The organism is Hymenobacter artigasi (assembly GCF_012275535.1).
Taxonomy (GTDB): Bacteria; Bacteroidota; Bacteroidia; order Cytophagales; family Hymenobacteraceae; genus Hymenobacter; species Hymenobacter artigasi.
This window is the reverse complement of sequence record NZ_JAAVTK010000014.1, coordinates 42,892-56,794: the sequence shown is the minus strand read 5'-3', so window position 1 is coordinate 56,794 and position 13,903 is coordinate 42,892. Positions and strand designations below refer to the sequence as shown.

Genomic DNA, 13,903 nt, shown 5'->3' with positions numbered 1-13,903 from the left:
AAGCCCCGCACCCTACTTCGGAGCCGCTCCTCATCAACACAAAGCAGGCATTACAACCCCGCCAGCTCCTCCGAAAAGCCCCCGCTAAGAATCGGAAACCGCAGCCAGGAGCGCGGGTCCACGTTGTAATCGTCGAGGTGGAAGCTTGGCGCATACCGCTCGCGCTTCCACTGGTTGCGGCTCCAAAGGCTATAGAAGCGGCGCACGTAGGCTTTCAGCTGTTCGCGGTCGAAGCCAGTGGCCTCACCGTCCAGCGCGGCCAAGACCTGGCTGGGGCTGAGGCGGTCGTAGAAGGCCAACCGCTCGATGCGGTTGAGCAGCACGTAGGGCATAAGGTCGCGCTCGTCGGTCTGCTTGTCGGCCAGGGGGCGCAGCTCGGCGGTGGGTTGCAGCGCATTCACGTGGCGCAGGGCCGCGTAGCCCAGCTCGGTTTCGGCCCAGCGCAGCCACTTTTTCACGAAGTCCTTGTCCACGCCCGCGATGGGCGAGATGCTGCCGGCCGTGTCGCCGTCCATGGTGCAGTAGCCCACGCTGGCCTCCGAGCGATTGGAAGTAGTGATAAGCAGGCAGTTCAACACGTTGGCCATCATCCAGATGCCAGGGGCCCGCACCCGCGCCTGAATATTTTGCAGGGCCAAATCATCGGTTTGCCAGGTCAGTTCCCGGCCCAGCGCGCCCTGAATTTTGCCCACGTAGCCGGCCACTTCCTTGTCAATCTCCCAATTGTGAAACCGCGCCCCAATGCTTTCGGCCAGCTCTTTGGCCGAAGTAAAGGTGTCATCCGAAGAATTGACCGTGCCCTGGTAGGCGCAGGTGAGCAACTGATTTACCAGTGCCTGATTGGTACTTAGTGCTTGGTACTTGGTGCCTGGTTTTTCGTCCTGCACAACCTGTTCAGCCGCGCCGCCGGCACCGGTTTGCACCACGTCTTTTCTCGTTTCCTCGAAGCAGCCGCTGCGCCTTTTGAACTCCTGCAGGCCCAGCTCCTCCACGCCCAGGCGCACCATTTCGGCCACGCCCACGGCGCAGAAGCTCGAATCGGCCCCGCCGCTCAGGCTCAGCACGAAGCCGCGGCTGCGCGCCTTGCGCAGGTAGTCGAACAGGGCCAGGCTCATGGCCTGGTTCAGCTCCTTGTACTCATCGGGCTCGGGCAGCGGCACAATTTCGGCCGCCGGCTCCTGCGGGGTGGTGAAATCCACGTCCACCCATTCCAAATCCACTTCCTTAAAGCTCAGCAGCTGGTTGCGCTTCAGCAAATGACCATTGCGGGCCACCAGAATTTCACCGTCGAAGATGATGCGGCCGGCCTCGTTGCCCAGCAAATTAGCGTAGAGGTAAGTGCAGTCGAAAGTGCGCGACGCCTTCATTACCAGCTGGTAGCGCACGTCGGTTTTGCTCATCGCAAAGTGGCTGGCCGAGGGATTTACAATCAAATCCACCTTGCCCATGAGCCGGCAGGCGGGCCGCACGTTGTCGGCCCGCCAGGCATCCTCACAAATCTCGAAGCCGAAGCGCACGCCCTCGTGCTCAAAAATCAGGTCGCCGAGCGGCCACGTCTCCCCTTCCCAGCTCACGGTGCCGGTTTCGCCCGCCACCCAGGGCGCAAAGAAGCGCGTCTCGTAGTGCACCCCGTCATTGGCCAGAAACTGCTTGGCCGCGAAGCCCAGAATCTGGCCATCGCGCAGCACGGCGGCCGTGTTGTAGGTTCGGCCCGGCAGGCGCACCGGCAAGCCCACCACCACGCAGATGCCCTGCGTCCACTCCCGCACCTTTTGCAGGTGGGCCAGCGCCGCCTCGGGCATCCAGTCGCTCAGAAACAGGTCCTCGCAGCCGTAGCCGGTCAGGCACAGCTCGGGCAGGCACAGCAGCTGCACGCCCGCTGCTTTGGCCTGCTCGATGGCGGTCTGGATATTCCGCAGGTTGTTTTCCCAGTCGATGGGAATCTGGTTGAGGGCGGCTCCGGCAATACGCATTGGAAGGGTTGAATTTTGAGGGTTAAGGGTTGGGTAAGGCCAACCGCATACGTCGATAATAGCAACTGCCGCTAAAGCCCCTGGTTTTCCTCAAGGGGCTATTTCCACGCTGTTTAATTTCCGGGTTTCCACATAGCACTCAACATTCTACCCCCAAAAATCAACCTTTCAGCTGACTCCCAGCTCCGTCAGCGCCCGCTCGGCAGCCAATTGCTCGGCCTGCTTCTTGCTCAACCCCATGCCAGTGGCAATGATTTCTTCATCCAGCAGCACGTTGGCCGTAAACTCCATCATGCCGCCCGGCCGGGCCTCGCCCGTGATGTCGTAGCGCAGGACCCTGCCCTCACGTTGCGCCCATTCCACCAGCTTACTCTTGAAGTTGGCCGTGGTAGTCGTGATAGTGTGCACGTCCACAAAGCCCTTCACGAGGCGCGTAAGGATGAATTTCCGGGCCGATTTATAGCCCAAATCCAGGTACACGGCCCCTACCAGGGCCTCCAGCGCGTTGCCGTTCACGGAGCGCGAGCGGGCGGCGCGGCCCTGCGCGGCATCCAGTTGCACCAGCCCGTCGAGACCCAGCTTGAGGGCAATGCCGTTCAGGCTTTCGCGGTTCACGATGCGCGAGCGTACCTCGGTCAGGAAGCCCTCCTGCTCGTAGGGGTATTTTTTGAACAGGTATTCGGCCACCACCGTGCCCAGCACGGCATCACCGAGGAACTCCAGCCGCTCATTGGTCTGGTGTTTACCAATAGCCGGCTGCTGCCGCACCGCCGACGAGTGCGTGAACGCCAGCCGGTAGAGGCGGGCATTCTTGGGCGTCTGGCCCGTCACGGTGGCTACCGCCTGCCGAAACGCTTTATCAGAAGCAAACAAACGGGATACAAAACCGAGCAAAGGGAAGGGCGTAATAAAGTGAAGTGACTATAAAAGCCCGTCATGCTTCGCTGCGCGCTGCATGACGGGCTTTTTCTATTGCAGCGACTGCCGCCTACAGCTTACGGAAAATCACCGACGTGTTGTGGCCACCGAAACCAAACGTATTGCTCATGGCCACGCGCACCTCGCGGGGCTGCGCCACGTTCGGCGTGAAGTTCAGTGCCTGATTGATTTCCGGGTCGGGCGTATGCAGGTTGATGGTGGGGGGCACCAGGCTGTTTTGCATGGCCAGGAGGCAGGCCACGGCCTCGATGCCGCCGGCCCCGCCCAGCAGGTGGCCGGTCATGCTTTTGGTCGAGGAGATGTTCAGCTTCTCGGCATGCTCACCGAACACCTTTTCGATGGCCTTGATTTCGGCCCCGTCGCCCAGCGGCGTGCTCGTGCCGTGGGTGTTGATGTAGTCCACATCGGTGGTGGCAATGCCGGCATCGCGCAGGGCATTTTTCATCACCAGTACCACGCCTTCGCCGCTGGGGTCGGGCGCGGTGATGTGGTAGGCGTCCGATGACATACCGCCGCCAATCAGCTCGGCATACATTTTAGCGCCGCGCGCTTTGGCGTGCTCATACTCTTCGAGCACCAGCGCGCCGGCCCCTTCGCCCAGCACAAAGCCGTCGCGGTCCTTGTCGTAGGGCCGCGAGGCCGAGGCCGGGTCGTCGTTGCGCTCGCTCATGGCCTTGAGGGCGTTGAAGCCGCCCACCCCCGATTCGGTGATGGCCGCTTCGGAGCCGCCCGTCACCACCGCGTCGGCCAGACCGAGGCGGATGTTGTTGAAGGCCGCAATAATGGCGTCGTTCGACGAGGCGCAGGCCGACGTCGTCACGAAATTCGGCCCGCGAAAGCCGTTTTTGATGCTGATATTGCCCGACGAGGAGTCGGCAATCATGCGCGGAATGAAGAAAGGCGAGTAGCGGGGGGTGCCGTCGCCTTTCTCAAAGGCGAAGCATTCTTCCTGCAACGATTTCAGGCCACCGATGCCGGAGCCCCAAATCACGCCCACCCGGTCCTTGTCCACGCCGCTTTCCAGCAGGCCCGAGTCGGCGATGGCCTCATCGGCCGCCACCACGGCAAACTGCGTGAACAGGTCCATTTTGCGGTGCTCCTTGCGGTCGAAGTAATTATCGGCTTCGTAGCCTTTCACTTCGCAGGCAAAGCGGGTTTTGAACTTGGTAGGGTCGAAGCGCGTGATGGTGGCCGCGCCGCTGGCGCCCGTGCGCAGGCCTTCCCAGTAAGCCGGGGCAGTATTGCCCAGCGGTGTGATGGCTCCAAGGCCGGTAACGACAACCCGTCGGATGGACGACATAAGTCAGGCGCCAGAAGCGCGAAAGGTGAGGCAGGATAAAACAGCAAAACCGGCCGGCGGCTAGCCGGCCGGTATGCGCAGAACTTAGGGATTCATTCCAGGCAAAACGCGGAAATTGAGTAAGGATTATTTACGCAAATTGCTCGTTGTGCTCAAGATGAGGAAGACTACTTAGCGTGCTCTTCGAGGTAGCTGATGGCTTGGCCCACGGTGCCGATGTTCTCGGCCTGGTCGTCGGGGATGCTCACGTTGAATTCCTTTTCGAACTCCATAATCAGCTCGACGGTATCCAGCGAGTCAGCACCCAGGTCGTTGGTGAAGCTTGCCTCGGGGGTAACCTCGGAGGCTTCAACGCCCAGTTTATCAATAATAATGGCCTTTACTTTTTCTGCGATTTCAGACATTTCCGTGGGGGTTTAGGGAAAACTACAGCGCAAAGTAACGAGAGATTTTCCAACTAACCCACGGCCGCGCTTCCGAAATGCGGGTACAACATTATGGCGATGGCTCGTTGTAGGCCGTAGCTTTGCCGCTTCCCGCCTGCGGGTGCCCCTTTTGTGGCCGCTATGAAAACTTTCACCCTCGATGTTGAGTACGAGTGCGACTTCGCCCTTTTCGGGCTGGTAAGCAGCACCCGCGACTACACGCTGGCCTGGACGCTGAACCGCGCCCTGCGCCTGCGCTTCGTAAAGCAGCCCGAGCTGCTGCTCAACCTCCTCAGCCATGGCCGGCTGGTGTTTACGCACTACCTGCACGCCACCGAGAGCCTCACGCTGCGGCTGCTGCGCAACCGCTCCATTGCCCCTTCCAGCCTCAAAAAGCCCTACCTGGCCCCGGATATCAAGGAATACGACTACCTGCTGGCCGTGAGCAACGGCAGCGGCCACCTGGCCGACGACGAAATCCTTCAGTGCCTCACCGCCCTCGATGCCGTGCAGTACGCCTGCCAGTTCGACCCGAATTCGCTTAAATACAAGGAAAACCTGATTATGTGATTGCCGGGGCGGGCGAAGCGCATGGCCCTGCCCCAACGGAAATAAACCAACGCGCTCAGGTGCCCAATAGGGCCATAAACAAACGTTTGCCTGGAAAAACCCCGGGCAAGTAGCGCGGTAAACGGTAGGCTTTTCGGTTAAATTAAACGACTTTTGCGAGTACGGGCAGCGTTTTTATTCTGCTATCGCCCCAGCTTGCGCGCTGCGCCAGCGTCCCCTTCTGCCTAAGGAGGGGAGTTTTTTTGTTCCGACATTTCATCCTAACGCATGGAAACCCCCAACTCTTTCAACAAAACCAAAATTGTGGCCACCGTGGGCCCCGCTTCCAACACATATGAGCGCCTCGGTACGCTCATGCGCGAAGGCGTGGACGTGTTCCGGCTCAACTTTTCGCACGGCGCGCACGAGGAGCACCTGTCGGTTATTAACACGGTGCGGCGGCTGAACAAGGACATGCGGACTTCGGTGGGCCTGTTGCAGGACTTGCAGGGACCGAAAATCCGGTTGGGTGAGGTGGAAGGCGGCGGCGTTGAAATCAAGGCTGGCGACAAAATCAAGCTGGTGTGCGGCGAGAAGGAAATCAGCACGGCCACGCGGCTGAGCACCATATACCTGGGCCTGGCCCGCGACGTGAAAGCCGGCGACCAGATTCTGATTGACGATGGCAAGATTGAGCTGAAGGTGCTGGCCACCGACCGCGACAAGGAAGTGGACGTGGAAGTAATCTACGGCGGCCTGGTGAAGCCCCGCAAAGGCATCAACCTGCCCGACTCCGAAGTCTCGGCCCCGAGCATGACCGAGAAGGACATCGAAGACCTGAAATTTGGCCTGGAGCACGACGTGGACTGGGTGGCGCTGAGCTTCGCCCGCAAGGCCGACGACATTCGCTTCATCAAAAAGCTGATTGCCGACGCCGGCAAAACCACCCGCGTGGTGGCCAAGATTGAAACGCCCGACGGCCTGCGCAACATCGACGAAATCATTGCCATTACCGATGCCGTGATGGTGGCCCGCGGCGACCTCGGCGTGGAGGTGAAGATGGAAGAGGTGCCCATGGCCCAAAAGATGATTATCGCCAAGTGCAACGCGGCCGGCAAGCCCGTCATCGTGGCTACGCAGATGATGGAGTCGATGATTACGGCCCCCCGCCCCACCCGCGCCGAAACCAGCGACGTAGCCAACGCCGTACTCGACGGGGCCGATGCCGTGATGCTTTCGGCCGAAACCGCCGTGGGGGCCTACCCCGCCGAGGTGATTCGCTCGATGGTAGGCACCATTCTGAGCGTGGAGAGCCGCAGCCCGCAGCTGTTCCACAAGTGGTGGCCCGTGGACTCCAATGGCACCAACTTCATGGCCGACAGCATTTTGTCGGCGTCGTGCCACCTGGCCAAAAACACCGAGGCCAAAGCCATTACCGGCATGACGCACCGGGGCTACACGGCCTTCCAGCTGGCCAAGTACCGCCCCAAAGCCAACATCTTTATCTTCACCGATAACCGCCCCCTGCTCACGGCCCTGAGCCTGGTGTGGGGCGTGCGCGGCTTCTACTACGACCGCCTCGTGAGCACCGACAGCACCGTGGCCGACATCCGCTACGTCCTCACCACCACCGGCCACCTCGAAGCCGGCGACGTGTACATCACCACCGGCTCGATGCCCATCCAGGACCGGGGCAAAGCCAACATGGTGCGGGTGAGCATTGCCTAACTCACAATCCCGGCCCGCTGGCCGCATACGAAAAGAGCCCGCTGCGAAAGTAGCGGGCTCTTTTTTGTGGTGAATACCCCGTTATTCGTGGGTCAGCTTCCAGGTGGCAGTTGCGCCATCGGGGCCGGAGAGGTGCAGCAGGTAGAGGCCGGCGGGTTGCCCGGCCAGTGGTATGGATATGGCCGACTGCCCGGCGGGCACGGGCGCGCGCCACACGGCGCGGCCCAGCGCATCGGTCAGGCGCAACGCGGAGCCGGCACGGGCGGGCTGGGCCAGCGTGAGCGTGGCGGCTTCCGGGGCGGGGTTGGGGTGAAGGGTGGCGATGGCGGCCGCCTGGGCGGTACGGGTGGGCAGCAGGGTAGCATAGTTTGTATTTGAGCCGCAGATAATGGGGCCAGTGAATCCGCTTTTTACGGAATACTGTAGCGTTTTTTCATCGGTCCGAATGTCGCCCAATCCGGTTTCGGCGGCAAAATGCTGAAACCAGTTCCCGTCCGTTATTGTCCCGTATGCCAGGGTATTATTGCTGGCCATTCCACTGCGGTGCAAATATTCGTAGCCCAGAGTAGTGTTACCACTCTGGCAGGTAGGAAAGGTTGGCTGCGACAGGCCCAGCCCCACCAACAACACACTGCCAGCAAAACGGGACAGTTCCCGGTACTCTCCGGACAACAGCGGCAGCGCCTCATACTGTGGTGACTGGCCCGTGCGCAGCGAAAACGCCAGCCGGCCCGTTTGCACCGGCCCCAGTACCGTTCCAGGCGGCGTGCCGAAGCAGCCAGAAATACTGTGATTTACGACCTTGCTTTGTTGGCGGTAGGTGAAAGTCAGCGAGTCGCCCACCACCTGCCGCGTCAGCATATTGCGTAGCGTATACATACTGGTGCAGGGCGGCCCGCCCACCGATTGTGGCGTCGTTTCGTAACCCAACAGGTCGCCGGGATGCAAATCGAAAAGACGGTCCGGCGATAGCGGGGAGCCGGCCAACGTCACCGGCAGTTCGCGGACAACATATTGCGGAGCCGTGCTGGTCAGTGTAAGCCAGCGTGGACCGGCCAGTAGCCCGTATTGCCGGCTCAGCCGCACCACTACTCCCGAGCTGAGGGTGATAACCGCCACCGAATCGAAGGGGCTGCCCGGCTGGCTGCCTACCTGGTCCCAGCTCCGGCTCGTGAGGGTGGCCGTGAGCGCGGGTGAGGTACTGGCTACCCAGGAGCTGCCCACCGCTGCCCGGGGTCGTAGCCGCAACGACAGGGCCACTTGCTGGCTTCCTTCAGCCACGTTTTCCAAAATGAATTCGGCCGTACCCGGCTGCCATACCAGCCGCGCCCCGAATAGGTTGTTGCGGCTTTTACGGGCAGTCGTAAAGGCAAACATTCCCCCCAATGCACTGCCATCAAACGGCCGCATTAGCCGGTTAAAAGCCCACACGGAATCACCTCCCGCAGTGCGGTACGTTGAGTCAAGACGCAACAAAAACACATTGGCGGTCCCATTAGAAGCAGAAGACGAAGTGGGCGAAAACGAATAAATCAGCCCCGGCCGAAACGGCCGCCACGCCTGCTGCGCATTGGCTCCAAAGTGAAGCGCGAAGAGAACAGCCAACGCCAGCCATTTGTATAGGTACTTGTTTTTCATAACGGCAGTAGAATTATGAGTGACCATTTTGGAGTCTTGCAACCCACTTACTTGAACAGGCTTGCTCCTTATTCGTGGGTCAGTTTCCACGTCGCGGTAGCGCCATCGGGGCCGGTGAGGTGCAGCAGGTAGAGGCCGGCGGGCTGCCCGGCCAGCGGCACGGTTAGGGCCGACTGCCCGGCGGGCACAGGCGCGGCCCACACGGTGCGGCCCAGCGCATCGGTCAGGCGCAGCGCGGAACCGGGGCGGGCGGGCTGGGCCAGCGTGAGCGTGGCAGCCTCGGCGGCAGGGTTGGGGTACAGCGTGGCAATAGCGGCCGCCTGCGCGGCGCGGGTGAGCAGCAAGGTGACAAACGCCAGCGGTGAGCCGCAGACGGTCGTTATTCCATTGACGGTTTTGCGGTAGTATACCAAGCCATTATTTAACTCAAACGTAGTAGTCATGCCCGGCCCAAAGCTGTATAGCCAGCCAAGATAGTCCAGCCCTCGTTCGTATGTATTGCTATTCCCTACTTTTTGATAATAGGGAACGAAGCTGACCGGCCTACCAGATGGACCACACAAACCAGTTCCGGTCCCGGAAAGGGGCAGACCAGCCAGCAAGGCCGGGAAGCCGACGGATGGGTTTACCATATACTCGCCCGTGAGCAGGCGTAGCGCAGCCAATTGCAGCAAGCCACCCGAAGGCTCCCAGGCATTACCAGCCAGTGCGAAGGCCCAACGCCCTACTGTAACGGGTGTTATGTTGAGTGAGGCCGCTCCGCTACAAACGCCCTGATAATGATATTGCTCATACCGGTTTTGCGTTAGATAGGTAATAATTAAGCTGTCGCTTGTTAACCGGCGACTGATTATCCGCCGCAATGTTTTGCTATCGTAGCACTGAACGGGCGCGATATAATCGTCTATGCTATACCCAAACTCATCGCCCGGCTGCACGTCAAACAGACGGGTTGGACTATACAGCGACTGCGCGTAGCTGGCAGGCAGCATGGCCTGCTCCAATTGACTACCCGTAGCGCCGCCAAGCCACTGCGGCCCGGCCAGCAGCCCATAGAGCCGGCTCAGGCGCACCGTTTGGGTGGTGGTACCCGCAATGCTGATGACCGTTACGGTGTCTTGCACGCCGGCACTTATTGTTTGCCAGCTGCGGCTTACCAAGGTGGCCGTTTGGACCGGTGCGGTGTTGGCTGGCCAGGTGCTGCCTACCGCCGCGCGGGGGAATAAGGTCAGGCTCACCGCTGCCTGTACGCCCGGTTGCGCCAGTGCTTCCAGGGTGTAGATATTCTGGCCCGGCCGCCAGCGCAGCAGGGCCCCGAATAAGTTATTCCGACTTTTCACAAATCCGGGAGGTCCTACAGCAGCCGGTGCGTCACGAAGCCGCCGGTTAAACGTATACACCGAGTCGCCGGCACTCGTGACGTAGGCCGAATCGACCCGCATTGTATGATATGTGCTGCTGCTGGTAACCGGCGTGGCCGCGTAGCTGTAAATCAATCCCGGCCGAAACGGCCGCCACGCCTGCTGCGCACTGGCACCCAAGGCAATAAACGAGAATAGCGCGGCCAACAATGGCCGCGCCCAAGGGTAGGTGTGTTTCATGGTACGGGGGTAGGACGATGTGGAATACTGCCCGTAAGGTAAGTACTCGTCCGATGACTCCCGAATAAATCTATATCACCCCGCTCAAAGACCTATTTACACGCAAAAAGCCCTGCTCAAAATTGAGCAGGGCTTTTTGTAAGGAGCGCGAGACCAGACCTTGGGGCGGCGCAGTCTGGCCTCGCTAGGCTCGTCTCGCACTAAAGCGCGTTGACGAGCTTTGTCAGCTTGCTTTTGTTGTTAGCAGCTTTGTTCTTGTGGATGATGTTCTTCTTGGCCAGACGGTCCAGCATCGAAGTCACCTTCTTCAGCAGCTCTTGGGCAGCCGTTTTGTCGGTCGTCGTACGGAGCTTTTTGATAGCCGTGCGGGTGGATTTGTGCTGGTAACGGTTCAACACGCGCTTGGCTTCGTTGCTGCGGATGCGCTTGAGGGCCGACTTATGGTTTGCCATGAGCAGGAAATATATAGGAGCGTTATGCTTGAGTTCTGTGTTTGGGAGGGCAAAGGTACGAATCCGTCTGACAAATTCAAACCCTACCGCCAAAAATCTTGAGCCAATGCGTATTCTATTTCGTTGCGAAAATCACAGTCCCTCTCAAAACAGCCAATACTCATTCCAAATTCACTTTCAGGCAGCTAAATTAGTATGCATGCCGATTAGGTGCGAACTTTACCAAACCTCCCCTCCCACCCAGCGCGCCCAGCCACTCCCAGCCCCTCCGTGCCATGCCGCTCGTTGCCGAAACCCATTATCAGTCGCCGTTTTACCTGTTCAATGGTCATTTACAGACCATTGTGCCCAGCCTGTGGCGCACCGTGCCCGACGTGGCCTACCAGCGCGAGCGCCTGGAGCTGCCCGACGGCGATTTCCTGAACCTGGACTGGAGCCGCCTGCCCGAACACCGGCCTATTAATGGCCTCGCCATCGTGTCACACGGCCTGGAGGGCGACGCCTCGCGGCCCTACATGCGCGGCATGGTGCGCGCCCTCAACCGCGCCGGCCTCGACGCGCTGGCCTGGAACTACCGCAGCTGCGGCGGCGAGATGAACCGCCTGCTCCGCTCCTACCACCTCGGCGACACCGAGGACCTGGACCTAGTGCTGCGCCACGCGCTGGCCACCGGCCGCTACCAGCGGGCCTACCTGTTGGGCTTCTCGGCGGGTGGCAACGTGACGCTGAAGTACCTGGGTGAAGACGCGGCCCGCGTACCGGCCGAGGTGCAGCGGGCGGCAGTATTCTCCGTGCCGACAGATTTGCAGGCCAGCTCGGTGCATATCGGGCGGCTGCAAAACCAGGTGTACCTGCGCCGCTTTCTGAAATCGCTGCGCGAGAAAGTGCGGGCTAAGGCCGAGCTGCTGCCCGGCCAGGTCGACCTGGAGGGGATTGAGGAATTGCGCGATTTCCAGCAGTTCGATGACAAATACACCGCGCCCATGCACGGCTTCGATTCGGCCGATGCCTACTACCAGTATGCCAGCTCGGGCCGCTACCTCAGCGGCATCAAGGTGCCCACGCTGCTGGTGAATGCGCAGAACGACCCGTTTTTGCCGGCTTCCTGCTATCCGCGGGAGGTGGCGGCCAGCTCACCTTTCGTATTCCTCGAAACGCCGCCAGAGGGCGGGCACGTCGGCTTTGCCGAGAGCAGCGGCGAGTATTATTCGGAGCGGCGGGCGGTGGCATTTCTGACGGCGGCGGTGCCGGCGTAGGCGGAAACGCTTGTTTATGACTGGCGCGAGTTTAGCGCAGCGTAACTCGGGCTCACTATTTGGGCGAGGCTGTGCCTCGCATCAGAACGGCGCGGCCTGTGCAAAGCCGAATTGCCGCTGGCGCGGCACAGGAGGCAAAGCCTCCTGCTCGTAGCCGGCACGAGTTACGCTGCGCTAAACTCGCGCCAGCGCCGGCTAAACTCGCAATGACAGCCGGTTACTTCGCGGGTACAAACACCACTTTTTTCGTCTCGAAAAACTCTTCCGGATAGAAGTCGCTCAAGTTCGTTACCCGGGCTTTCAGGCCCGACTCGGCGATTTCCTCCGTCAGGTCGCCGCCTTTGAGATAGTACAGGCCGGCACCGGGCGCGCCCTGGGGCTTGAAGCGGTGGGCTATCCAGGGGTGGAAGGTGGCGAGGCGGGCCACGGCGCGGCTCACCACGAAGTCGTACTTGGCGCGCACCTGCTCGGCGCGGGTTTGCTCGGCGGTCACGTTGTTCAGGCCCAGCGCGGCGGCCATGAACTGCACGGCGCGGATTTTTTTGCCAATGCTATCCACCAAGTGGAAGTGCACTTCGGGGAACAGGATGGCCAGCGGCAGGCCGGGCAGGCCGCCGCCGGTGCCCACGTCGAGCACGGCGCTGCCTTTAGGAAACTGCACCACTTTGGCAATGCCCAGCGAGTGCAGCACGTGGCGCTCCGTGAAATTCTCCATATCGGGGCGCGACACCAGGTTGATGGCTTCGTTGGTGGCGCGGAACTCGGCTTCGAACTGCTTAAAAAGCTCAAGCTGCTGCGGGGTGAGTTGGGGGAAGTGGTGCTGAAGGAGGTTCATGGGTGCAAAGGTGCGAAAGATGGGGCTGCTTCGGTACGCTAAGCCGGTCCTATCACCTTATTTAGGCATCTGCGGGTAAACAGGTCTGCGCGGTACGCTCAGCACTTGGCAGTAGCTGCTAATCGATGCAAATACAATTTTATTCGATATGTATTTGTTGTTTTTCGATAAATATGTATTTGCTTTGCATTAACATTTATCCATCTTCTTCCATGCATATTCTTCCTCTGACTTCGCTGCTTCGGTTCAGCCGGCCTCTGGCATTTATTTTCCTACTGGGTGGCGGCATCGCGGCCATCATCCTGCTGGTACGCACGGTAACAGTCATCGACGATACTCCCGTGCAGCTTGTGCTGAATACAACGACTCCCAATACCTTTTCGGCTTTTCATGACATGCAGGCGGGCTGGGCCGATGGCTACAATGGTCGGCCGATGCGCCACACACAACATTCACCGCTAGCGGCCAATAGTTCTTTCGACCTAGCGGCCGACCCCCAGGCCCCGGTATTGCGCTATCACGAACCCAACGCGTGGCGGCGGGTGGCGCTCCTGTACCTAGGCGCTTCCAACGACTATCAGTCGCTGGCGTGGGTGGTGTTTTTCGCGGTGGGCAGTTGGCTGCTGTGGCAATTGCTGCTGGACGTAACCCCGGCGACGCCGTTTACCTTTGCCAATGCCCGGCGGCTGCGCGGGCTGGGCCTGCTGGTGCTGGGGCTCAATTTTGTGCAGGAGCTGGCCTACCTGGCCGTGCGGATGTTGGTGCCGCCGTTCCAGTCGCCGGGGCTAGCCGAGCCGCTTAGCCATTACGTACGCCTCAATACCGAAACCACCCTGCCGGGCTGGGAAGTTGGCCTGGTATTGCTCGTTATTGCCGCCGTGTACCAGCGCGGCGTCGAACTAAGCCGCGAGGCTGAACTCGTTATCTGATGCCCATAATCGTAAACCTCGACGTGATGCTGGCCCGCCGTAAGATGACGCTCAGCGCGCTCTCCGAAACCGTGGGCATCACCCTCGCCAATCTTTCTATCCTGAAAAGCGGACGAGCCAAAGCGGTGCGTTTCAGTACCCTGGCGGCAATATGTCAGGCGCTGGACTGCCAGCCGGCCGAAATCCTCGAACACCGCCCCGACCCGCGCGACCTGCGCGCGGCAGACGAATAAAGTCCGCCTGTTCAATCCATAAAAAAGCCCCGACTCACATCGGGG

The 13,903-nt window shown here is 60.4% G+C and carries 13 protein-coding genes; 5 read left to right on the top strand and 8 right to left on the bottom strand.

The window, feature by feature from the left end:
• Positions 1-50 precede the first annotated feature (50 nt).
• The 4 genes from nadE to HBN54_RS18885 all read right to left on the bottom strand — a co-directional run bounded on the left by nadE (position 51) and on the right by HBN54_RS18885 (position 4,616).
• Entirely contained in the window at positions 51-1,973 is a 1,923-nt protein-coding gene (gene nadE / locus HBN54_RS18900; RefSeq protein ID WP_168674792.1) for an NAD(+) synthase, read from the bottom strand.
• 168 nt (positions 1,974-2,141) lie between these two features.
• On the bottom strand, positions 2,142-2,867 hold the full coding sequence (gene rnc, locus HBN54_RS18895; protein ID WP_210428115.1) for a ribonuclease III: 726 nt from the start codon (positions 2,865-2,867) through the stop codon (positions 2,142-2,144).
• Positions 2,868-2,961: 94 nt separating this feature from the next.
• Complete coding sequence (gene fabF, locus HBN54_RS18890) at positions 2,962-4,212, bottom strand: beta-ketoacyl-ACP synthase II (RefSeq protein ID WP_168674791.1); 1,251 nt, start codon at positions 4,210-4,212, stop codon at positions 2,962-2,964.
• Between the two features lie 167 nt (positions 4,213-4,379).
• Complete coding sequence (locus HBN54_RS18885) at positions 4,380-4,616, bottom strand: acyl carrier protein (RefSeq protein ID WP_019948606.1); 237 nt, start codon at positions 4,614-4,616, stop codon at positions 4,380-4,382.
• A gap of 162 nt (positions 4,617-4,778) precedes the next feature.
• On the opposite strand from HBN54_RS18885, the gene HBN54_RS18880 reads away from it, so the two are divergent.
• Both HBN54_RS18880 and pyk read left to right on the top strand, forming a co-directional pair.
• Complete coding sequence (locus tag HBN54_RS18880) at positions 4,779-5,207, top strand: IPExxxVDY family protein (protein ID WP_168674790.1); 429 nt, start codon at positions 4,779-4,781, stop codon at positions 5,205-5,207.
• A 267-nt stretch (positions 5,208-5,474) separates the two neighbouring features.
• Positions 5,475-6,914 carry a pyruvate kinase gene (gene pyk / locus HBN54_RS18875; RefSeq protein WP_168674789.1) on the top strand — a complete coding sequence of 480 codons (1,440 nt, stop codon included), beginning with the start codon at positions 5,475-5,477 and terminating at the stop codon, positions 6,912-6,914.
• An 81-nt stretch (positions 6,915-6,995) separates the two neighbouring features.
• On the opposite strand, the gene HBN54_RS18870 is transcribed toward pyk, so the two are convergent.
• From HBN54_RS18870 to rpsT, 3 genes are all read right to left on the bottom strand, one after another.
• Entirely contained in the window at positions 6,996-8,291 is a 1,296-nt protein-coding gene (locus HBN54_RS18870) for a T9SS type A sorting domain-containing protein (protein WP_168674788.1), read from the bottom strand.
• Positions 8,292-8,620: 329 nt separating this feature from the next.
• Positions 8,621-10,153, bottom strand: a complete 1,533-nt coding sequence (locus HBN54_RS18865; RefSeq protein ID WP_168674787.1) for a T9SS type A sorting domain-containing protein — start codon at positions 10,151-10,153, stop codon at positions 8,621-8,623.
• A 200-nt stretch (positions 10,154-10,353) separates the two neighbouring features.
• On the bottom strand, positions 10,354-10,605 hold the full coding sequence (gene rpsT, locus HBN54_RS18860; protein ID WP_168674786.1) for a 30S ribosomal protein S20: 252 nt from the start codon (positions 10,603-10,605) through the stop codon (positions 10,354-10,356).
• Between the two features lie 275 nt (positions 10,606-10,880).
• Between rpsT and HBN54_RS18855 the strand changes: the two genes are divergently transcribed.
• Positions 10,881-11,861 carry a YheT family hydrolase gene (locus HBN54_RS18855; protein WP_168674785.1) on the top strand — a complete coding sequence of 327 codons (981 nt, stop codon included), beginning with the start codon at positions 10,881-10,883 and terminating at the stop codon, positions 11,859-11,861.
• Between the two features lie 217 nt (positions 11,862-12,078).
• On the opposite strand, the gene rsmG is transcribed toward HBN54_RS18855, so the two are convergent.
• On the bottom strand, positions 12,079-12,696 hold the full coding sequence (gene rsmG, locus HBN54_RS18850; RefSeq protein ID WP_168674784.1) for a 16S rRNA (guanine(527)-N(7))-methyltransferase RsmG: 618 nt from the start codon (positions 12,694-12,696) through the stop codon (positions 12,079-12,081).
• A gap of 212 nt (positions 12,697-12,908) precedes the next feature.
• Here rsmG and HBN54_RS18845 point away from each other — a divergent pair, with 212 nt between their 5' ends.
• Both HBN54_RS18845 and HBN54_RS18840 read left to right on the top strand, forming a co-directional pair.
• A complete protein-coding gene (locus HBN54_RS18845; protein ID WP_168674783.1) occupies positions 12,909-13,625 on the top strand; it encodes a DUF2975 domain-containing protein in 717 nt (238 codons plus the stop codon).
• Positions 13,625-13,858 carry a helix-turn-helix domain-containing protein gene (locus HBN54_RS18840; protein ID WP_168674782.1) on the top strand — a complete coding sequence of 78 codons (234 nt, stop codon included), beginning with the start codon at positions 13,625-13,627 and terminating at the stop codon, positions 13,856-13,858. The genes HBN54_RS18845 and HBN54_RS18840 overlap by 1 nt, the downstream gene beginning before the upstream one ends.
• Positions 13,859-13,903: the final 45 nt, after the last annotated feature.

Excerpts from the sequence above, each read along its gene's own strand:
- nadE (WP_168674792.1), bottom strand. The coding sequence starts at position 1,973 with ATGCGTATTGCCGGAGCCGCCCTCAACCAGATTCCCATCGACTGGGAA.
- fabF (WP_168674791.1), bottom strand. The coding sequence starts at position 4,212 with ATGTCGTCCATCCGACGGGTTGTCGTTACCGGCCTTGGAGCCATCACA.
- HBN54_RS18885 (WP_019948606.1), bottom strand. The coding sequence starts at position 4,616 with ATGTCTGAAATCGCAGAAAAAGTAAAGGCCATTATTATTGATAAACTG.
- HBN54_RS18880 (WP_168674790.1), top strand. The coding sequence starts at position 4,779 with ATGAAAACTTTCACCCTCGATGTTGAGTACGAGTGCGACTTCGCCCTT.
- pyk (WP_168674789.1), top strand. The coding sequence starts at position 5,475 with ATGGAAACCCCCAACTCTTTCAACAAAACCAAAATTGTGGCCACCGTG.
- HBN54_RS18870 (WP_168674788.1), bottom strand. The coding sequence starts at position 8,291 with ATGTTTGCCTTTACGACTGCCCGTAAAAGCCGCAACAACCTATTCGGG.
- HBN54_RS18865 (WP_168674787.1), bottom strand. The coding sequence starts at position 10,153 with ATGAAACACACCTACCCTTGGGCGCGGCCATTGTTGGCCGCGCTATTC.
- rpsT (WP_168674786.1), bottom strand. The coding sequence starts at position 10,605 with ATGGCAAACCATAAGTCGGCCCTCAAGCGCATCCGCAGCAACGAAGCC.
- HBN54_RS18855 (WP_168674785.1), top strand. The coding sequence starts at position 10,881 with ATGCCGCTCGTTGCCGAAACCCATTATCAGTCGCCGTTTTACCTGTTC.
- rsmG (WP_168674784.1), bottom strand. The coding sequence starts at position 12,696 with ATGAACCTCCTTCAGCACCACTTCCCCCAACTCACCCCGCAGCAGCTT.
- HBN54_RS18845 (WP_168674783.1), top strand. The coding sequence starts at position 12,909 with ATGCATATTCTTCCTCTGACTTCGCTGCTTCGGTTCAGCCGGCCTCTG.
- HBN54_RS18840 (WP_168674782.1), top strand. The coding sequence starts at position 13,625 with ATGCCCATAATCGTAAACCTCGACGTGATGCTGGCCCGCCGTAAGATG.